The following is a 22,194-nucleotide window of genomic DNA, read 5'->3' on the forward strand; positions in this document are numbered from 1 at the left end:
ACTAGGGTTTGAACTTGACTGTACCACTGGTGCCTGTTGTCATGGCATCGCGAGCAAGCTGATCCTCAAGATGGTTTTTGGCGCTGATGGCATCAGGGTCAGGGCGATGTTCCGAATGTCCACACTTTGTGCATTCGATGTATTCATCTGGCGCAGGCGTGACAATATTTACTTGTACCACAGCGTCCATTTCTTGGCATTTTGGACAGCGTACCCCTGCTAAAAATCGACGCTTAGAACTAGAGGATTGATAACGCATTTAAATGACCTCGCGAGTCGTTTGAGTGTTTGCGGCATCGATACTTTTAACATCAGTGAAACCGTTATGGCGTAGCAAGGCGTCGATATTGGCACTACGGCCACGAAAGTTTTCGAAATTGGTTTTGGCTGGAAAACTGCCACCAACAGACAAGATCGACTCGCGAAAAGCTTTGCCCGTTGCTGGGTTAAAAATACCGTCTTCTTCAAACTTACTAAACGCGTCAGCTGATAGCAGCTCAGCCCATTTATACGAGTAATAACCTGCGGCATAGCCACCTGCGAATATATGACTGAAGCCATTGGCAAAGCGGTTATAATCAGGTGTTTGCATGATAGCGATATCGCTACGCACAGTATTCAGTGTCGTCAAGATACCTTCATAATCAAGTGCTGGTGTATGGGCGTGAATCAGCAGATCAAACAGCGCGAATTCGATCTGGCGCAGCGTTTGTAGGCCGCTTTGGAAGTTTTTGACAGCCAATAGCGCATCAAGTTTGTCTTTAGGCAATGGTTCGCCAGTGTCGACATGACTACTAATAAGGGCAATGCCTTCAGCATCCCAAGCCCAGTTTTCCATGAACTGACTGGGAAGCTCGACGGCATCCCATTCGACGCCATTGACACCCGCAACATCACCGACCGTCACTTGCGTTAGTAGATGATGCAGACCGTGACCGAACTCGTGGAACAAGGTCAACACTTCGTCATGGGTCAATAAGCTTGGCTTGCCATCAAGTGCGGGCGTAAAATTGCCAACCATAAAGCAAACAGGTAGCTGCTGATGGTTTTGTTCCTCATAGCTATAACGAGACTGAAAACCACTCATCCATGCACCGCCGCGCTTACCGCTGCGCGCAAATAAGTCAAAGTAAAACCCACCAATCAAGCGATCATCAGCGTCAAACAGTTGATAAAAGCGCACATCATCGTGCCAGCGTGATACGGAATGGCCATCTGTACCCTCATAGCTTTGCTCTTGTACTGTAATACCGTATAGACGTTCGACGATGGCAAACAAACCGCTAGTCACTTTTGGCAGTGGGAAGTAAGGACGAATCTCCTCTTGCGACAAGCTAAACTCGCTTTGTTTTACTTTTTCAGCGATATAGGCGCTATCCCAAGGTTGCAATTCATCAATGCCATAATCCTGCGCACATCTCTGTAACTGTGCTAAATCTTTCTGCGCGGCTGGGGTCGCTTGGGCCGCCAAGTCACGTAAAAATGTTTCTACTTCTAAGACACTATCTGCCATCTTAGTCGATAGGGATACTTCAGCATAATTATCAAAGCCTAATAACTTGGCCTTTTGCTCACGTAAAGTGAGAATTTGGCTCATGATGTCGGCATTGTTTAGTGACTCACCTTTAGCATTGGTATGCGTATCAAATTCAGAGGCGCGCGTGACATAAGCGTGATACAGCGTTTCTCGTAAGCTGCGGTCATCAGCATGGGTCATCACCGCTAGATATACAGGAATGTTCAAGCTTGCGACATAATAAGGCGTCGGGAGCGCATCTATATCGGTTTGACTCAGGGTACCATTAGCAAGCTCACGAATCTTGTACTGTTCACCTGCATCTGCCAACAATGCCAGACCGCTCTCCGTCAAGCCTTTTAACTGACTGTCTTTTAGAGGCAATGCAAATGCTTGGGTTGCATCCAAGATATGATCTGAGAAGGTCGCAGATAAAGTGGATAGCTCGCTTTGAATAGCAGCAAATTTCTCTTGCTCCGCCTTAGGTAACGCCACCCCTGATAACTCAAAGCTACGTAGTGCCAGCTTGATAGCCCGCGCACGTGCAGGCTCAAGTGCCGCAAAAAACTCGGTATCATCAACGATCGTTTGATAGCGGGTAAAAAGTGACTGATGTTGACCAACCCGTGTTCCGTAAGCCGATAACTTGGGCAGTAGTTCGTGGTGGACATGACGAATCTCATCGTTACTCATCACGCCATTAAGATGCGATAAGATACCCCAACTACGATCTAGCGCCAGATTGATATGATCAAACTGCATCACATCTGCCAGTGCTTGCTCAGCGCTTAATTTTGCAATGTCAGTGCTATTGTCAGTCACCGCCGTCAAGTTATCTAAAAAACTATTGGCATCGTCGATAGCATTGATGACTTGGGTTTGTAATGTATTTGGCGCAGCATTGGTAAAATCAACAAGGCGCAAATCTGAAGAAGGAAGAGTCATAAAGGTATCCGATATTAATGATTATTATTAAAAAAACATTGGGCGAACGTAGCTTTTAAATCGCGCTCGATATGAGCTAAATTTGCGACGTACTACGATTCGCGCTATTTAAAATTTATATTTAGTTATATAAAAGATGGGTTCATTTAGTCAAAATACAACCTGACTACTTATAAACTAAGAGTGAATGCTCAAACTAAAAGTGAATACTCAAAGGAGACGACAAATAATATAGTAAATTGAGATAGTAGAAACCTTTAACAATATAGATTGCTCTACTTACAAAGCGCTATCATTTGCTTGCAAATTCACTCTATAGCGAATGAGGGGTAGCTGTTAGCATCAATGTAAAGGAATTCAAAAATTGTACGCTGATCAGGTGTGCATATAAATAATGGACAAAAAATATTGATAAATTACAGCATGGTTTGTTGTTTACCAACAATGATCAGAGCTGCTATGAGTAAAAGATAAGGCAAGATGCCCTAACATGGTACTCATAAAAGAATGCATAAAATCGAAAGTAAATGATAATAAAACAAGGAGTAATATATGAAAGCGACGCTTAAAAGCTTACGTGAAACCAAAGCAAATCCAGCGGTAAGTATCTTTGTTAAGACTCACCGAGCACATCCAGCCAACGAGCAAGATCCTATCGCTCTGAAAAATCAGTTGAAAGTTGTCGAAGACCGCTTAAATAAAGAATATGATAAGAGTACAGCGACGACTATTTTAGATAATATTCATGCAAAGACCAAAGAATTAAATCATAACTATAATCTTGATACTTTAGCGATATTTGCTAGTACAGATGATGTGCAAATCATCCGCATGCCAATCGATACGACCGAGCGCGTTGTGATATCAAACAGCTTTGCTACCCGTGATTTGGTGCGTGATATGGCCAGTGCAGTACACTATTATACAGTAGTCCTAACCCGTGATAATTCTCGTTTGATTGAAGCCTCAAATGACCGTGTCATCAGAGAATTTGATAAAGATGATGACATACAGAACAACATGGAAAACATCCAGTTCCCTGTTGAAAATAATGGGCTGTATACTACAGGTGACGGAGGTTCAGATCGCTCATCGAATAATGAAAGCAGCCACTTAAAAGAATACTTCAACCAAGTCGATAAAAGCGTACAAGAGCTATGGGGTGAGCATAAAATGCCACTCGTGATCGTTGGGGACGCCAAAAATATCGGTTACTATAAAGAAGTCTGTGATCGTCCAGACAACATCATTGCTACCGTGTCAAATGTTACTAATTTAGAAGATGGAAGCGCTCAACATATCGTTGATAGTGTACAAGAAGCAGTAGAAGCATATCGTACATCATTACATCATGCTGCTTTGGGCGAAATCGATAAAGCCCGCGGTGCAAATATGCTGCAAACTGACCTACAGGAAGTATACCGTAGCGCATTCCAAGGCGCTGGCGAGACCCTTTATGTACGTCGTGGCTATATCCAATCTGCCAAAATTGATGAAAAAGCGCAAACTCTAAGCCTTGTAAGTGACGCTAGCGCAGAAGGCGTGACTGATGATGCGATCGGTGAAATCATCGAGCATGTCATCCATAATGGTGGTAAAGCTGTATTTATGCCACAAGATATTATGGGCGAAGATCAACCAATTGCGTTGGTTACTCGTTACTAATTCGGTCATATACTGATGAGTATCATTTGATTAAATGAATTTATAAATCGAGTCACTGATACCTTATAACTGACATCGTATAGATATAACAAAAAGCGCTGGTTCAATAGGAACCAGTGCTTTTTTAGTGTCTGTTATTCGTATGGTACAAAATAAAAGTGAGCTTACGTAAGTTTTGTAAGGTTCAGAATAGGGCATTGTTTATCACTATGGTGCACAATGTTTCAATATAGTGCGTACCTTATTTCTTCTATAAATTCATTTATGATTAATATATGGGGTTACTATATATCATGTCGACTCTCTATTTTGAGTACTGTATAAATATCACTAATGTTTATTACAGCCTATATATATCAGTCTATGAGCGAACCAATAGGAGAGATTGTCAAATAAGAAAATGCAGCTAATGCTATCAAATTTTGGATTAATAGCGCTTATTTTTTTGAAATATAATAAACAATTGGAGAGCTATCAATTTTGCTTGGCATAAGGCTTGCACTGTAGATAATACACGGTTAACTACCGTTTATTACTAATCTGAGAGCTAAAAAAATGCTGTCTAGGGTTCCGATACAGTAGAGGAAGTACATCTACCTACACTATATGACTGGTCCGAGAGATGGCGGTTCGAAAGAACTACACGGAGGGATAAAAGCCCGGGAGACTCTAAGTGACACTGATCACTTAAGCTCATAACTGTGGAGTTTTTTTATGTCATATCCTGCAACCACTACTTCCAATACGCTGTCTTCAGATCGCTTCATCACGCTGCTACCAGGTGGTCATCATTGGTGTGGCCGCATCAACAAAAACCATGTACTCACGCTTAAATCACTGGCAGCCAATACCAATGCCAGCCTATATGTGGTCAATGCTGATGAGAAGCTTGAGCGCTTCAATATGCCAGACAGCCTAAAAGCGCAGTACACGCTGTACCTATCAGAAGGTCATGTGCTGTATTCGGATATGGGCCGAGTGCTCGCCTCTATCATTAGCGATGATCATGGCTGGAACGATGCCATTTGTGGCCCTAGCAATGCCACTACCATCCGCACCAAGTATGGCAAAAAAACCTTTCAAGATGCTCGCAATGAGCGCTATCAAAACGGCCTCGATGGACTACTGACAGAGATGTCGAAGTTTGCACTGAACGAGAGTGATCTTACCGCAACGGTAAACTTCTTTTCTAAGGTTACCCCTGATCTACAAGGGCAGCTGTCTTATATCACAACTGACAATACTGACCAGTCCATTGCCTTACGCTTTGAGATGAACTGCTTAGTATTTATCTGTAATGCTCCACACCCCCTTGATCCCTCACACATTTACGATCCAGCTGATATTGAGCTTACCATCAGTCATGCAGCCCCTATTTTGCCAAAAGGCAAATCAGATGTCTGCCGCGACTCTTGTGAGCAAAACCAGCGTGGGTTTGAAAATAATGCCCGTTATTTTGGTGACTATGAGAATGCTTAATCAGCGTTATGTTTAGTAGCCGCGTACGCTGATTCAGTAATTATAAATTCCGAATTTTTGACTGACAAAACGCCTTTATATAGATCCATTTGATTTATATCTGGACCCATCACGTTTAAAAACAGTCATGCCAACTAAGATAAGAGAGCACGCTCATGACAATAAATAATGACATCAAGAACAAAAATGAATCTAAGCAAAGTCCGGTATCAATAGCTTTAGAGTCAACCGATCTCAAGCAGATCAAACAGCGCGAGGTTTGCGCGGCTGGAGAGGGCTGGATGGCAGAGGTCAAACAAGGCCAGACATTACGGATTATAGATACCGAAGGCAATCAGGCAGTTGATACGTTATTTATCAGTTGTGCGGATACGGCCGAGCGCTATAGCGCCACGGATACGTTGGCACAAAGCCAAAAGCTATTTTTGGAAAAAGGCAGCCAGCTGTTTACCAATAAAGGGCGCGTTATTGCAACCATTACCGATGATACTTGTGGTCGCCATGACACTTTGGGCGGTGCTTGTTCATGTGAGAGTAATACCGTGCGTTACGCGCATGACACTTATCCCATGCATAGCTGCCGCAACAACTTTATGCACACCATAGCAACGCACCCAATCGCACAAAAATATGATCTGACCCTACGTAATGTTGGACCCAATATCAATTTTTTTATGAATGTACCTATCACCCCAGATGGCAGTTTGGCATTCGATGATGGTATCTCAGCACCGGGCAAATATGTCGATATCACCGCACACATGGACATGATTGTCCTCATATCAAATTGTCCTCAGCTCAACAATCCCTGCAATGGCTATAACCCCACGCCCATTGAGCTTGTGATCTATGAGTAAATCGTTTGTAGAGTGAACGACCCTGTATACGAATAGAAAATTGAGGAAACTGTGATGTTTAATAAAGTATTGATTGCCAATCGCGGTGCTATCGCTTGCCGAATTATACGCACGCTAAAAGAGATGGGTGTTGGTTCAGTCGTTGTCTATACCGATGTGGATCGTGGCTCACTACATGTCAGTCAGGCGGATGAAGCCATCAATATCGGCTCTGGACCTGCCAGTGACAGCTATCTAAATATGGACAAAGTGTTACAAGCAGCGATCGATTCAGGTGCTGAAGCGATTCATCCCGGCTATGGATTTTTGTCAGAAAACGCGACCTTCTGTGACCGCTGCAGTGATGCTGGGATCGCTTTTATTGGGCCGACATCTGAGCAGCTACTGAGCTTTGGACTCAAGCATACGGCTCGTAAGCTGGCTATTGAGAGCCAAGTGCCCTTATTACCAGGTAGCGAGCTGCTACAAGATATAGACGAGGCATTACGTGAGGCTGAGCGTATTGGTTACCCTGTGATGCTAAAAAGTACGGCAGGCGGCGGTGGTATTGGCATGCGTCTGGTATGGAATGAGACTGAGCTAAAAGATGCTTATGACTCTGTGCACCATTTGGCGCAAAGCAACTTTAGTGATGCAGGTCTTTATCTTGAAAAGTTTGTAGAACACGCCCGTCATATCGAGGTGCAAGTATTCGGTGACGGGGCAGGTAATATCATCACTTTGGGTGAGCGTGATTGCTCTATCCAAAGGCGGAATCAAAAGGTCATTGAAGAGACGCCAGCGCCGCTATTATCCGATGCACAAAGACAAAACTTACAACGGGTGGCGACCCAGTTGATGCAGCAGGTCAACTACCGCTCTGCTGGTACCGTTGAGTTTGTGATGGATGTATCGACCCAAGCGTTTTACTTTTTGGAAGTGAATACCCGCTTACAAGTTGAGCATGGGGTTACCGAAGAGATTTATCAGGTAGATTTGGTGCGCTGGATGATTGATCTGGCAGCAGGCGAGTTTGTATCGCCAGAACTACCACTACAGGCGTCAGGACATTCGATTCAGGTACGACTATATGCTGAAGATCCTATCAAAAGCTTTCAGCCGAGCACGGGTATTTTGACGGATGCCTATTTTGATACAGCAGCGCGGGTTGAGACTTGGATAGAAACGGGTAGTGAGATATCAGCCTTTTACGACCCGATGCTTGCAAAAATTATCGTCACAGCGCCTGATCGCATGCAAGCACTGACGAAGATGAGTCAATGCTTATCAGTGTCACGCATGGCAGGTCTTGAAACCAATCTCGAGTATTTGCAGCAGATCGTAGCCTCAGAAACGTTTGGTGAAGGTACGCAAACGACTCAGTTTTTGAATAGCTTTGCTTGGCTTAGCCAAAAAATTGAAGTGATACAGTCAGGCGTACAGACGGCCGTACAAGATGTGCTCGGTCGGCAGGGCTATTGGGATGTGGGCGTACCACCATCAGGGGCGATAGATGGTTTGAGTCTCAACACGGCCAACCAGCTTTTGGACAATCCATTTAACACCGCAGGTCTTGAGTGTGTGGTCACCGGACCGACCCTACGATTTCATTGTAACAGTCAAATCGCGATCACAGGCGGTGAAATGGCATGTACGCTGGATGGTGAAGTACAGCAAATGTGGCAAACCATCACAGTGAATAAAGGACAAACGCTTGTTTGCGGCAATATCACCTCAGGCTGTCGCAGTTATATCGCTATCAAAGGAGGAATAGCGGTTCCTGAATATTTGGACAGTCAGGCGACCTTTAGCTTAGGTCAGTTTGGTGGACACGCTGGTCGTAATTTGCTCATCGGCGATATGTTACCGATTAAACAGTACGACATGGCTAATGATATCAACGTATTGCCTATTGCTCAGCGACCAAAGTTCGATGGGGTGTGGCAAATCGCCGTGATGTATGGACCACACGGCGCGCCGGATTTCTTTACCGATGCTGATGTGACGCAGTTCTTTGGACATGAATGGGAGGTGCATCACAACTCTAGCCGTACCGGTATCCGCCTGGTTGGACCTAAACCTGAATGGGCGCGTGAAGATGGCGGTGAAGCGGGGTTACATCCATCAAACATCCATGACAACGCCTATGCGGTTGGAGCGATTGACTTTACTGGTGATATGCCAATTATTTTGGGTCCTGATGGGCCAAGCCTCGGCGGGTTTGTTTGCTTGAGCGTCATCGTCGCCGGTGAGCGTTGGAAAATGGGCCAGCTAAAAGCGGGTGATCGAGTACAGTTCGTCCCTATTAACTACGAGCAAGCCGCAAAGCTCCATCAACGCTATGACGATATGCTGCGTGCTGATCACTGTGATTTGGTGGATTATGATTTACCCATCACGACAGATAAGACCACATTACAGACAGCTATATTGGACACATCCCCTATCAATGGTGAGCAGCCAGCAGTGGTCTATCGTCCTGCAGGTGACAGTTATCTGCTGGTTGAATATGGTGAGCAGGTGCTTGATTTGCAATTGCGTTTTCGCGTTCAGGCATTAATGGAATGGCTACAAGCGCAGCAGATTGATGCCATCATCGATTTGACCCCGGGCATTCGCTCATTGTTGGTACACTACCACTCATTAAAATTGTCACAAACCGACCTGCTAGCGATGCTTAAAGACGCAGAAAACGCGTTACCTGATATCAAGAACATGCAAGTACCTTCTAGAATCGTCCATCTCCCCATGGCATGGGCGGACTCACAGACCAAGCTGGCAACGGAGAAATACCAGCAACTGGTCTATCCTGACGCACCTTGGTGCCCTGACAATATCGAATTTATCAGACGTATCAATGGTTTGGCTTCTGCTCAAGCAGTCAAAGACATTGTCTATGACGCCAGCTATCTCGTCATGGGACTCGGCGATGTCTATCTCGGTGCGCCTGTTGCCACGCCACTCGATCCGAGACATCGCTTAGTCACGACCAAATACAATCCAGCCAGAACGTGGACACCAGAGAACGCCGTGGGCATCGGCGGTGCTTATATGTGTATCTATGGCATGGAAGGCCCAGGCGGTTATCAGTTCGTTGGTAGAACGCTACAAATCTGGAACCGTTATCGCTCGCATCCGAGTTTTCAAGCCGAAAAACCTTGGCTATTGCGATTTTTTGATCAAATTCGCTTTTATGAAGTCAGTGAAGAAAAGTTGCTATCGATGCGTACGGCATTCAAAGCAGGTGAGCTGGCGATTGAGGTTGAGGACAGCGTGCTCAATCTCGCTGAGTACTACGCGATGCTAAACGACAACAAAGACAGTATCCAGACATTTAAAGATCAGCAGCAGGCTAACTTTGATGCTGAACGACAACGCTGGAAGCAACAAGGGCTGGATCAGTATATTGGCGACAATATTGACACAGTGGAGGTGTTATCAGATATCACCGTGCCCGAAGGCGGCATAGTCGTCAACGCGCACATGATGGGTAGCGTCTGGAAAATCTCTTGTGCGGTAGGCGATGTCATCGATGAAGGCCAGACTCTGGCGATCATAGAAGCGATGAAAATTGAGATACCGATTGTCTCACCTGTTGCCATGCAGGTCGTGAGTATCGAGATTGAGATTGGCATGACGGTGAAACCCGAGCAGCCTTTATTTGTACTGGCACCCGTTGCTGTTAACGAAGCGCAGGTAACAGACATTGCGATCTAGCAGGTTTTTTAAGGATGCATCTGGTCGATAGTCAAAAAATACCGACAATCATATTTGAGAATAAGAGAGAACACTCATGCAAAAGAATTGGACGATTAACGATTGGCAAAGCGGCTATTGCAACGGTCACATTCAGCTCAGCGACTTGCTAGAGTACGTGGCAAGCATTGACAATGATGACAATGCTTGGATTGAAATTGCAACGCTTGAGCAACTTACCACACAGATTGAAAGTATCGCAGCGCAAAACGCCAAAGACTTACCGCTATACGGCATACCGTTTGCCGTGAAAGACAACATCGATGTGGCAGGATTTCATACCACGGCAGGCTCATCATCCCCTTTGTACATGGCTGAGAGCGACGCGTATGTGATTGCCAAGCTCAAAGCTGCAGGTGCAATCGTTATCGGTAAAACCAATCTTGACCAGTTCGCGACAGGATTGGTAGGTACACGCTCCCCTTATGGGGCAGTGAGCAATAGTTTTAATTCTGAATATATTAGTGGCGGCTCAAGTTCAGGCTCTGCAGTAAGTGTTGCCAATGGCAATGTGCCTTTCGCTCTAGGTACAGATACGGCAGGCTCTGGACGTGTGCCTGCTGGGCACAACAATATAGTGGGTTTGAAGCCAACCAAAGGCTGGTTCTCCAGTACGGGTCTCATTCCCGCTTGTCGCTTGCATGACGTTATCTCTATTTTCGCGCTTGGCGTTGATGATGCGTGGCAAGTGGCTCAGATAATGAAGGGTTACGATGCCAAGGATGATTATAGCCGTGTCCATCCTGCCACTACGCCAGCTGCCTTTAGTCTTGGCAAAATCGCCATCCCTGACACTTTAGAATTCTATGGCGATACCGAGTCAGAACAGGCTTTTGAGAGAGCCATCACGCAGCTACAGACGATGGGTTATAAGGTTACACCGATAGACTTTACGGTCTTTAATGAGTTAGCCGATGCACTCTATAACGACAGCTGGGTTAGTGAGCGCACCTTTGCAATCGAGCAGCTTGTGACGCGTGATGAGCTGCTACCCATTACTCGCCAAATCATTAGTCAAGCCGATGATTATAGCGCCGTCGATGCGATGAGCGCTGAGTATACGCGCGCCGCACTCAGCCGCCAAATTCAGCAAGTGATGTCTGAATTTGATGCCTTAATGGTACCCACCGCACCGACCATCTATACCATCGATGCCGTTAATGCTGACCCGTTAACCAAGAACAGCCATATGGGCGCTTACACCAATTTTGTGAATTTGGCTGACCTATCGGCACTTGCCTTACCGAATGTGATTGCTGATGACGGATTGCCGCGCGGTGTCACTTTTATTGCGCCCGCTTGGCACGATGAAGCCCTGGCCAATTTTGGTCATCAGTGGCAAGCCGCCCTCAATATACCGATAGGAACGTCTCAGCATCATTATAAATCTGACCCAGCTCAATCTGATAAACCGCAATCGCTCATTTCACTTACTACAACACTTGATAGTGATAATAGTGTGGATCTAGCAGTGGTTGGTGCGCATTTGAGCGGTATGCCGCTTAACTATCAGCTGACCGATCGCGGCGGTGTGTTGTCCGAACAAACTCAAACGGCAGCGACCTATCAGCTGTTTGCCTTAGCAGGAGCAACACCTGCCAAACCAGGACTCATGCGCCATAGCGACGGACGCGCCATTGAGGTAGAAGTCTGGCGTATTCCTAACGCAAGGTTTGGCGAAATCGTTAACGAGGTACCTGCGCCATTAGGAATCGGCAACGTTGAGCTGGCAGACGGTCGCTGGGTGAAAAGCTTTATTTGCGAACCATATGGCTTTGAAGGCAGTACAGATGTGACGGCATTTGGTGGCTGGAGGGCGTACATCGCCAAGCAGTTTGAACCTATTGCTTAGACCAGATAGTAGATGCACAAGTTTATGCATGATCTAAAACAGCAGCGCTCGCCATATCATTTTCCCTGATGGCATAGCAAACACTTATCAGCAGACACTCTCATAATGAGACGGTCTATATTCAAGGAGTAAGACTCATGAATCGACGCTTATTTACTTTTGCCGTTCTTTCAAGCTTTATGCTATTTGGTTGTGACAATACTGCCACCGTATCTGCACCTGAAGGCGAGGCGGCATCAGAAAAAGTCACTGCCGCAAACGACGATCCGATTTCTATCGGTTACAGTGATTGGCCTGGCTGGGTGGCTTGGCAGATTGCGATTGATAAAGGCTGGTTTGATGAAGCTGGTGTGAATGTTGAGTTTAAGTGGTTTGATTACTCGGCCTCGTTATCTGCTTTTGCCTCCAACCAATTAGACGCTATTTCTGTGACCAATGGCGACAACCTTGTCAACGCAGCGAGCGGTAGTGAAGGTATCATTATCTTGGTCAACGACTATTCGGCAGGTAATGATCAGATCATTGCAAAGCCCGGTATTACGAGCATAGCGGACCTAAAAGGTCAATCGATTGGGGTTGAAAAAGGCTTGGTTGATCATCTACTGCTCAATAGTGCGCTGACTGACAACGGCCTCACGGAAGCGGACGTGACACTGGTGAACGCCACCACTAACGAGCTGCCACAAGTCTTTACCAATGACAGTATTGATGCCGTTTCTATCTGGCAGCCCAACGCTAATCAAGCGCTAAAAAACGTACCGAGCGCAAAGGCTATCTATACCTCAGCGGACAAGCCGGGGCTTATTTATGACACTTTAGCGGTCAGTCCCGCCAGTTTATCTGCGCACAAAGCTGAATACGCCAAAATTATCCAAGTGTGGGGCAAAGTTGTTAACTATATCAATGATCCTGCTACCAGAGAAGATGCGATTGGTATTATGTCCAACAAGGTCAATGTTCCTGCTGAGCAATATAAAGACTTTTTGAATGGGACGAAGCTCATGAGTTTAGAAGACAATAAAAAGGTTTTTGAAAAGTCTGATGCGCTGAGCTCTATCTATGGCTCAAGCTATCACGTCAACCAGTTCAATATCGACAATCAGATTTATGATCAACAGCTAGATATTGATAAATTGATCTATCCCAACCTAATTACTCAGTAAGGTTAAGCGATATTTAATCTAGTAGTTACTGTGTCGTCATCATCATCTTAGAGGGCAACTCATGAGTCATATCAATAAACATCTCACCAAGAAAACCAAGCTTGGGCTCAATGTGCTCTCATTTTTGATTCCAATCTTATTATGGTGTGCGGTCAGCTACCTGCCTTTTATTTGGCATCCGCAAGTTGAAATTACCGAGGCAGGTGCGAGCACTTATCTGCAAGAAGGCAGCCGCATTGATAGGTCGGTATTCTATCAAGAAGCGCAGGACGCGATGGCATCTGATACGCCGCCGCCACAAGGTAAGCTAGTCAACCCAATCTATCTGCCAGCGCCTGACGAGGTGGCCACAGCAATGTTTACCGCCTTTGTCACGCCGCCTGCGCAAGCGGATGGTCCGTGGTTACATGAGAGCCTGTGGCAAAGTATACGTACCGTATTTATTGCTTTTCTTCTCTCATCAATCGTTGGTATCCCACTAGGGCTAGTGTGTGGGTTTTCTCAAAAGATCGCTCAGATTACTCAGCCCTTTGTCGAGTTTTTTCGCTACCTGCCAGCACCTGCATTTGGCCCTTTAGCGGTCGCCATACTGGGTATTTACGATGGTCCTAAAATTGCCATCATTGTGATTGGGACTTTGTTTCAGCAGATTTTAATTATTGCTAATACCACACGTACGATGGATCTTAGCTTGATTGAAGCGGGATATACCCTTGGTACTACCAAACTCAAAAGCTTTTTTTATGTGCTACTGCCTGCTGTACTGCCTGACGTCTATCGAGACTTGCGTGTGCTATTAGGCTGGGCATGGACATATCTGATTGTCGCCGAGCTGATAGGGACGACCTCAGGTATCACATGGTTCATCGTCCAACAAGCCCGTTATCAGCAGTTTGATAATGTCTATGCAGGTATTCTTCTCATCGGGTTTATCGGGTTGGGAACAGATATATTGTTATACCAGCTTGGTAAAAAACTCTTCAAATGGAAAGCGAGTATTTAAATGATGACTAATAATCTGACCGCTTCAGGCTTGGTAAACAGTGCTTCAAGAAGCAGTGCTTCGGTAGACAAGGCTCATGCTAGCTCCCACAATACAACTGATTATTTTAAAGCGCTCTATCAGCGAGATGTGGTGTTACAGGTAGATAAGCTAACACAATCATTCGACCAAGGCGGCAGCAAAAAAGTGATCCTAAAAGATGTCAGTTTGCAGATTCATGAGCGTGAGTTTGTTTGCGTGATTGGTCCATCAGGTTGTGGCAAGTCAACATTGGGACGCATTATTGCAGGCCTAGATGCTTATCCTAGCGGCAAGGTAATCGTTGATAAAGAAGTGGTCAAAGGGCCGAGCGCTAGCCGTGGTATGGTCTTTCAGGGTTATACCTTATTTCCTTGGAAAACCGTCAAACAAAACGTTATGTTTGGTCCCATTATGGAAGGCCGTAGCAAGTCAAACGCCGAGCGTAGCGCCCGTGAATGGTTGGATATTGTGGGTCTGAGTAAATACGAAAATCACTATCCGCATCAGCTGTCAGGAGGCATGAAGCAACGTGTCGCTATTGCACGAGCGCTCATCAATGAACCCAAAGTATTAGTTATGGATGAGCCTTTCGGTGCCCTCGATCCATATACTCGCCAAAAGATGCAAAAGCATCTGCTAGATCTTTGGCGCAATATCGACATTACTATTGTGTTTATCACGCATGATATGGACGAGGCAGTGCTGCTCTCAGATCGCATTGTGGTATTAAAAGCCAATCCAGGTGAGGTGCAAGACATTATCGAAGTACCACTTGCACGGCCGCGTGACCCTGATATCGTCACGGACAGCCGATTTTTGCAATTGAAAGCTCGTATCAACAATATCGTTCACAATCCGCAGCCACAGCCGGACTTCGATCCTGCTTTGGCTGAGATGCCAGATATCCCGCGTATGGTACCTTTGGATAAAAAAGATCAGCAGATCAATCATTAATATTAACGGCTAAAAAAATCATATAGTTACTAATTATCATCGTTGTCAGTGATACCGTGCTACGGTTATGTATCCTCGTATCCTCTTTATTGTGCATGACCGCGTCATACGATATCAGTCTCATTTAGCAAGACGATTACCGATTATATTTGATTAACTGCTGCTGATAAATACGACTGCTGTTATACTCAGTAGCGTATTCATTTGCTTATCGACCTTTTTATGACTACCACCTCTTTCGTATTAACCAGCTATAACATTCACAAAGGCATGTCACCCCTAAACCGTCAGGTGAAAATGCAAGGCATTGCTCAAGCGCTAGAAGCTGTGGGTGCAGATATATTGTGTCTACAAGAAGTGCAGGGACAAAACCTCAAACGCAACATGCAATATAATGAGTACCCTAATCAGTCTCAGCATGAATGGTTTGGTGAGTTTTTAGATCTAGAAAACAGCTATGGTAAAAACTCAGAATATGAGAATGGTCATCACGGCAATGCCGTATTAAGCAGATTCCCATTAGACCCAAAACACAATGTCAATATTACCGTCAATAGGCTTGAGCAGCGCGGCGTCCTACATTGTGAGGTGCAGCCTATCGGTTGGGATCGTCCTGTTGTGGTGCTATGTGCGCATCTGAATTTATTTGAGCGCGATCGTATCAAGCAATATCAGGCCATCAGCGATTATGTAAAAAATGAGATTGCACCTGATCAACCGCTCATCTTGGCAGGCGATTTTAACGATTGGAAAAAAATGTCTTGCGACAAACTGGCTACCGAGCTTGGTATGGTAGAAGCATTTAAACATTGCCATGGCAAACTGCTACCGACGTTTCCAGCAAAACTGCCAGTGCTCAGTTTAGATCGTATCTATCTGCGTAATTTGGTCGTCAAAGACGCATGGGTACATAGTGGGAAGCCGTGGTCATCACTGTCAGACCATTTGCCAATTAGTGCAGAACTGATGCTGCCTTAATACTTTGTGATGATTTGCTCGGATGCACTGCCTTGATAATCTATCGAGACTAAAACATTTTTTTAGCAAAAATACTATCGACTAAAATCGCTCCTTATGAAATAGTCATCTAACGTAAGATAAATAGTAACCATGCCCTAATAAACAAAATATAAGGATATTCTGCAATGGCAACGCCAGCTACTAATGACAACAATCAGCAACCTCAACTCCCCATCCCCAGTACCCAGCACGCTGCGCTGATACGTGAATTCGGTGAACCTGAAGTAATGATATATCAGGATGGTGTCGATATTCCTGAATTACAGGACGATCAGGTATTGGTAAAAGTCGCCTACGCCGGTATCAACCCTGTCGATTATAAGACCCGCCAAGGCAAAGGCTGGGGCGCAGAAAATATCCAAAAACAAAAATTCGACAACGACCAGCCAGCTATTTTAGGGTTTGATGTATCAGGTACAGTGGTTAGTAGTAATAGCGATGCGTTCGCTGTTGGAGATCGCGTCGCCGCCTTGACCTTTACTGGTGGCTGTTATGCGCAGTATGTGGCGGTAGACACCAAAATGCTTGCGAAAGTGCCAGAGAATGTCACATTAGAGCAAGCAGGGGCGCTGCCTTGTATTGGACAAACGGCGATACAATTTGTAGATTTTGCTGATATTCAAGCAGGTGAGCATGTGGTCATCAATGCACCAGCAGGCGGCGTCGGTCACTTACTGATACAGCTATTAATGGACAAAGTGAGCCGTGATGATATCAAGGTCACCGTTATTTGCTCACCAGAAAAATATGCCAAGCTCGGTGAGCTTATCGATACTGACAAGCTGGCAGGTTGGATTGATTATACCAAAGATGAAGCGTTTCCTGATTTGCAAGCCGACGTGCTGCTTGACTTAGTTGGCGATGAAGCCGGTGTTCGCGCGCTGAGTGTGCTTAAATCGGGCGCGCGCGTGAATGTGTTGCCAACCATTTGGGTCGATAAGCTCAAAGAAGCTGGCAAGGAGAAAAACCTAGAAGTATCCGGGTATAAAGCGCAGCGTAGTGGTGATGATATGGCGCGTGTTTTACAGCAAGTCGCTGATGGTCAATTAACCTTAAAAATCCAAAAAATATATCCACTCTCTGAGATTGTGGCCGCTCATCATGAATTACAGAAGGGCGATGCATTCGGAAAAATCGTCCTTGCTGCTTCTGAATAAGGGGCGCTGCTCACCTGTTTTTTAAAAATTATAGGATCCTTTACGTACTTCATAAAACTCTACAAGAATGGCGTCTTTGACAACATAACAGGCCTACTCTCTAGTGTTGTCTGCTGTAGGATGATGAGAGACACATTGATAAATGAAGTAATAACAAAGGATGTTATATGACTATGAATAAAGACATTGAGAATAAAAAAACAGACGAAAAAGTCACGGACCATGTCGCTTATGAAGCGCAAGTGCGTGAAGAAATAGAAGCATGGAAAAACCCTGATAAAGGTGTTTTGGATAAAGCTTTTGCGGTACTTAATACGCCTATTGTCGCGGCAGGTGATGCATTAATGGATGTGCCGCAATTTGGCGATGCCTTAAAAAAAGCAACTGAGCAAACCATCAGTACTTTGAGTAATGCTGCCAATTGGACATTGAACATTCAAGACGTTATCGAGAGCTATCAAGAGGAGCCTGATATTGAAGGCTCGTCAATCAAGACGCTTTCTGATATTAAACATCTACCAATTGCGGTTGTCGATAAACAAGTCAAACTTCTCAAAAGTAAATATGTCGCGCTCACCAGTGCGCAAGGTGTGACGACAGGAGTGGTTGGCTGGGTAGGTATTCCTGCTGATGTTGTTGGTCTTATCACTGCCAATCTACGTGCCATTGGAGAGTATGCGACTTACTATGGCTTTGACATGAACGACAAAGGCGAGCAGTTGTTTGCCATGTCTTTATTGGCGGTGGCTACTTCTGCCTCTGCTGAAGCGCGCAAAGCAGCGTTGGATGATACCCGTGCGATGATTAAAGATCCAGAAACGCAGGCATTTAATCAGATTAATGAAGAGGTCATGTCGCGGGTACTGCGTCAAACAGCAACCAAAGTGGCCACCAATATGGTCAAAACGAAAGCCGCGCAAATCATTCCTGCGGTGGGTGCAGTAGTGGCAGGCGGTGTTAATGCCAACTATACGGCCAATGTCTGCGAAGCGGCCTACCAATGCTACCGTGAACGTTTTTTAGATCGTCTTATATAGGTAATCGTTTACTCAACATGACCATGGCAGTTTTAGCGTGCAAGCATTTGCCGAAAGGTTAGGCTAATTCGTCCAGCATCGACAGTTTTTGTTTTAGTGATAGTATGTTTCCAAAAGGTTTGTGTATTACCGTGCATGACAATTAATTGACCAGACTCAAGATAAAGCGCGACTTTATCTTGGGTTTTTTTGTGCTTAAAGACAAACTTACGCGTGGCACCAAGGGATAAAGACGCAATGATTGGTTGATGACCGAGCTCTTTTTCATCATCGGCATGATAGCCCATACCATCAGTGCCAGTTGGATAGTAGTTGAGCAAGCAGGTGTTGAAGTGAGCCGTAATACCAATGTTTACTAACGCTTGCTCAATGCGATGTTTCACGTGGAACACTATATCTGACCACGGTATTGTCTGTCGCGTGTGCCCTGAATACTGGTAATCTGCCTCTGTATCTCCCATCCAGACAATTTGGCGAGTTGTCACATGAGTTTTACCAAATAACGTTACCATATCTGATTGCCAAGGCAACTCATTTAGCAATGTATTATACAGGACACTGGCATCGTCTATGACTATGCCTAAATCGTTTACATCACCATCATAGGGCAATACATTATCTGTGGGTGCAGGCGCAAAAAGGTCAGTCATAGATCAATAGTTATCTCTCATTATTTGCTGCGTTGATAATGCTCTTGAATGATCTGAGCACACAGTTTGGGCGCTTCCATCGGCAGCAGGTGACCATAGTCTAGCAAGGAGATGATGCTGTTATCAGGCACAAACTTTTGCCATTGCTGTCGTACCTTATCATTGATAAATAAAGTAGGCTTACCGGTAATCAGCGTATAAGGACAGCGCAGTTTTTTGAGCGCGGAATCGATATGAGGCGCGCCAAAATAGTTGGCCAGCTCTTGCTCTGGAGCAAACATTAAGGTGTAGCTTCCATTTGGATTTTTGCTTAAGCTCTGTTCGGCAAAGACCTGCAAATGCTCGTCACTGATGCGTCTATAAGCACGCTGCGCACGCAAGTTTTCATAATAAGCATCGACACTCGGCCACGTAGATTGCCTATTTACTGTGCTTTTGAAAGGCTCACGGCTCAGCAAGATAGAGCGCGGTAACAGATTATACAAAGTGGCTTGGTTTTTAGTGAATGTGACAGGCTCTATCAGATAAAGCCGCGAGAACAGCTCTGGACGTTTGGCTGCTGCCATGGCTGTGGCGGTTGCACCTTGTGAATGTCCGATACCGACGACAGGCTTATCTTGTGTTTTTTCTAAAAACTCAATAAGCAGGTCAGCATCTTGCTCACGCGTCAGACGACGGCTGTGCGGTTTGTCATACCAATAGCCGCGTAGGGCAAGTGAGCTGATATCAAACTCAGTTGCCAGCTCATTTAGCAATGGCGTATAGGTACCAACGGGGAAACTATTACCACCATAAAAATGCGCGGGTGTGCGGGGATAGTTATCTGACTGAACTGACTGATTGAGCTGGCCAAGATGATAGTAACGTGCTTTTTTACCATCAAGATTGATGCTGTTTGTAAATGCTTCCATAAAATAAACACTTCCTTGTGGTTTATTTTGATGGGTCTTAGTTATCTTCACCTAAGAAACCACCGCTTTGACGTTGCCATAATTTAGCATAGACACCATCGCGTGCGAGCAGCGCCTCGTGACTGCCTTGTTCAATGATGCGCCCTTTATCCATCACTACTAAGCGATCCAGTGCCGCAATGGTCGATAAACGATGGGCAATGGCAATCACGGTTTTGCCAGTCATCATGTCGTTTAAGCTTTCAGTAATGGCAAATTCGATTTCAGAGTCAAGGGCACTCGTGGCTTCATCAAGCAGCAAAATTGGTGCGTTTTTGAGCATCACACGAGAGATGGCGATACGCTGGCGTTGACCGCCTGAGAGTTTGACGCCGCGCTCACCGACTTGGGTATCAAGGTCAGTGTTGCCTTTGTCATCGCTTAAGTCTTTGATAAAGTCCCATGCTTGGGCTTGCTTAGTGGCTTCAATAATTTCAGCATCGGTGGCATCCGGACGACCATAAGCGATGTTTTCACGGATGGTGCGGTGCAACAGTGAGGTGTCTTGGGTTACCATACCAATTTGCTGACGCAGAGACTCTTGGGTGACCTCATCAATTGCCTGTCCGTCAATACATATTTTGCCACTATCGACATCAAAGAAGCGTAGTAGTAAATTCACCAAGGTTGATTTGCCAGCGCCTGAACGTCCGACCAGACCAATTTTTTCACCTGGCTTGATGTCCAAATGAAAGTCGTCTAACAGTTTGACGCGATTGGTTGCCAATGCGGTAGCTGCGGTTTTTGCCTCATCGACACGCGCCCCTTCATCATCAGCAACGCCAGCATCATCTTCATAGCCAAAATCGACATGATCAAAGACAATATGACCGTCGGTGACCGTTAATGTTTGCGCATTAGGCTTATCGACGATTTTTTGCGGTGCTGATAGAGTACGCATGCCGTCTTGTACCGTACCGATACTCTCAAACAAACTAGTAGTCTGCCACATGATCCAGTGTGTCAAACCATTTAAACGCAGCGCCATAGCAGTCGCTGCGGCAATCGCACCGACACCAACATCGCCTTGTTGCCACAAATACACACCAATAGCTGCAGTCGAGCCAATCAAAGTCACACTGATGGCATGGTTGACGACCTCAAGATAGCTGACCCAGCGCATCTGTGCGTGTACCGTACCCAAAAACTGATTCATCGCGTATTTGGCATAACCCAGTTCGCGCTGCGAGTGGCTAAACAGCTTAACGGTCATGATATTGGCATAAGCATCGGTGATGCGCCCGGTCATCAAGGCACGGGCATCCGCTTGCACAATGGCCGTACGTTTGAGCTTTGGAATAAAGTACCACATGGCAAGCCCAAACAGCACAAACCAAACCGCAAACGGAATGAGCAGCAAGCTGTCCAGATTAAATAAAATCACCCCAGTAGTGACAAAATATACCACCACATACATCATCATATCCGTGATGGTCATCACCGTATCACGCACCGCAAGTGCAGTTTGCATCACCTTTGCTGAGACACGTCCTGAAAACTCATCTTGATAAAACTGCATGGACTGTCCGAGCATGCGGCGGTGAAAACGCCAGCGCATTTGCATCGGAAACACGCCCTGAATGACCTGAAAATGCACTAATGAGGATAGAGCGATCCAAAAGGGACTGAGGATCAAGACGGCAAACATTAGCAGCAGCATATCGCTTTTTTCTGCCCATAACGTCTGCGGGGTATAAGCACCCAGCCAATCCACCAAGTTACCGATCCATGCAAACAGCATGGCTTCATAGACCCCGACGCCAGCGGAGAGGATCATAAATAAGAACAGCCAGCCGCGCAAACCATGCGTACAGGCCCACAAAAATCTCAATAACCCCTTACGAGGTAATGGCATAGGCGTTTCAGGAAAGGCGGGGAGACGGGATTCGAAAAAGCGAAATAGAGCGTTCATAGGCGGCAATAATACGTCAAACCAGAGCGGTTTTGAGTCGTTACTTATGTTAATAAAATAGCAGGGTATTTTAGCAAAACTTGGCAATCAGGCATGCAGTAAATTGTAATTTGCCAAATATGAAACTCATTAATGCAGCGTTGATAGGCATGATAACTGTAGAGATAATGACAAATAGATTGCTGTCAAAAATATATTTTGTTACCTTCTAGATCGCAACTTCTTTAGACATTCAAATATTATCTTTACAATAATATTTCTCCAAAAATCAGCTGGAT

At 45.4% G+C, this 22,194-nt stretch carries 16 protein-coding genes and 1 riboswitch; of the genes, 11 read left to right on the plus strand and 5 right to left on the minus strand.

Annotated elements, in window-relative coordinates; translation table 11 throughout:
• Position 1: 1 nt before the first annotated feature.
• Both I3255_RS00760 and I3255_RS00765 read right to left on the minus strand, forming a co-directional pair.
• The gene (locus I3255_RS00760; protein ID WP_238035969.1) at positions 2–259 is read right to left on the minus strand and encodes a YheV family putative metal-binding protein; all 258 of its coding nucleotides are present in this window, start codon (positions 257–259) and stop codon (positions 2–4) included.
• Positions 260–2,461 (minus strand): M3 family metallopeptidase, encoded by a 2,202-nt coding sequence (locus I3255_RS00765; RefSeq protein ID WP_238035970.1) that lies wholly within the window; start codon positions 2,459–2,461, stop codon positions 260–262.
• 552 nt (positions 2,462–3,013) lie between these two features.
• Here I3255_RS00765 and I3255_RS00770 point away from each other — a divergent pair.
• From I3255_RS00770 to I3255_RS00820, 11 genes are all read left to right on the plus strand, one after another.
• Entirely contained in the window at positions 3,014–4,126 is a 1,113-nt protein-coding gene (locus I3255_RS00770; protein WP_238035972.1) for a hypothetical protein, read from the plus strand.
• A 551-nt stretch (positions 4,127–4,677) separates the two neighbouring features.
• A riboswitch (guanidine-I (ykkC/yxkD leader) is annotated at positions 4,678–4,794 on the plus strand.
• 46 nt (positions 4,795–4,840) lie between these two features.
• Positions 4,841–5,605 carry an urea amidolyase associated protein UAAP1 gene (locus I3255_RS00775; protein ID WP_238035974.1) on the plus strand — a complete coding sequence of 255 codons (765 nt, stop codon included), beginning with the start codon at positions 4,841–4,843 and terminating at the stop codon, positions 5,603–5,605.
• A 155-nt stretch (positions 5,606–5,760) separates the two neighbouring features.
• Positions 5,761–6,462: an urea amidolyase associated protein UAAP2 gene (locus tag I3255_RS00780; RefSeq protein WP_238035976.1), complete on the plus strand. Its 702-nt coding sequence runs from the start codon at positions 5,761–5,763 to the stop codon at positions 6,460–6,462.
• A gap of 54 nt (positions 6,463–6,516) precedes the next feature.
• Entirely contained in the window at positions 6,517–10,158 is a 3,642-nt protein-coding gene (gene uca / locus I3255_RS00785) for an urea carboxylase (protein WP_238035979.1), read from the plus strand.
• Positions 10,159–10,234: 76 nt separating this feature from the next.
• Complete coding sequence (atzF, locus tag I3255_RS00790) at positions 10,235–12,049, plus strand: allophanate hydrolase (protein WP_238035980.1); 1,815 nt, start codon at positions 10,235–10,237, stop codon at positions 12,047–12,049.
• Between the two features lie 137 nt (positions 12,050–12,186).
• Positions 12,187–13,212: an ABC transporter substrate-binding protein gene (locus I3255_RS00795; RefSeq protein WP_238035981.1), complete on the plus strand. Its 1,026-nt coding sequence runs from the start codon at positions 12,187–12,189 to the stop codon at positions 13,210–13,212.
• A 61-nt stretch (positions 13,213–13,273) separates the two neighbouring features.
• On the plus strand, positions 13,274–14,215 hold the full coding sequence (locus I3255_RS00800; protein ID WP_238035982.1) for an ABC transporter permease: 942 nt from the start codon (positions 13,274–13,276) through the stop codon (positions 14,213–14,215).
• Positions 14,216–15,190, plus strand: coding sequence for an ABC transporter ATP-binding protein (locus tag I3255_RS00805; protein ID WP_238035983.1), 975 nt, complete (start codon positions 14,216–14,218; stop codon positions 15,188–15,190).
• A 222-nt stretch (positions 15,191–15,412) separates the two neighbouring features.
• The gene (locus I3255_RS00810) at positions 15,413–16,168 is read left to right on the plus strand and encodes an endonuclease/exonuclease/phosphatase family protein (RefSeq protein ID WP_238035984.1); all 756 of its coding nucleotides are present in this window, start codon (positions 15,413–15,415) and stop codon (positions 16,166–16,168) included.
• Between the two features lie 167 nt (positions 16,169–16,335).
• Entirely contained in the window at positions 16,336–17,367 is a 1,032-nt protein-coding gene (locus I3255_RS00815; RefSeq protein ID WP_238035985.1) for an NADP-dependent oxidoreductase, read from the plus strand.
• Between the two features lie 167 nt (positions 17,368–17,534).
• On the plus strand, positions 17,535–18,404 hold the full coding sequence (locus I3255_RS00820; protein ID WP_238035986.1) for an EcsC family protein: 870 nt from the start codon (positions 17,535–17,537) through the stop codon (positions 18,402–18,404).
• A 32-nt stretch (positions 18,405–18,436) separates the two neighbouring features.
• On the opposite strand, the gene I3255_RS00825 is transcribed toward I3255_RS00820, so the two are convergent.
• From I3255_RS00825 to I3255_RS00835, 3 genes are read right to left on the minus strand one after another with little or no spacing between them, the layout of a single operon-like run.
• Positions 18,437–19,054, minus strand: coding sequence for an alpha-ketoglutarate-dependent dioxygenase AlkB (locus tag I3255_RS00825; protein ID WP_238035987.1), 618 nt, complete (start codon positions 19,052–19,054; stop codon positions 18,437–18,439).
• 20 nt (positions 19,055–19,074) lie between these two features.
• On the minus strand, positions 19,075–19,965 hold the full coding sequence (locus I3255_RS00830; protein WP_238035989.1) for an alpha/beta hydrolase: 891 nt from the start codon (positions 19,963–19,965) through the stop codon (positions 19,075–19,077).
• 37 nt (positions 19,966–20,002) lie between these two features.
• Positions 20,003–21,916, minus strand: coding sequence for an ABC transporter ATP-binding protein (locus I3255_RS00835; RefSeq protein WP_238035991.1), 1,914 nt, complete (start codon positions 21,914–21,916; stop codon positions 20,003–20,005).
• Positions 21,917–22,194 lie beyond the last annotated feature (278 nt).

This window comes from Psychrobacter sp. Ps6 (assembly GCF_022129235.1).
Taxonomy (GTDB): Bacteria; Pseudomonadota; Gammaproteobacteria; order Pseudomonadales; family Moraxellaceae; genus Psychrobacter.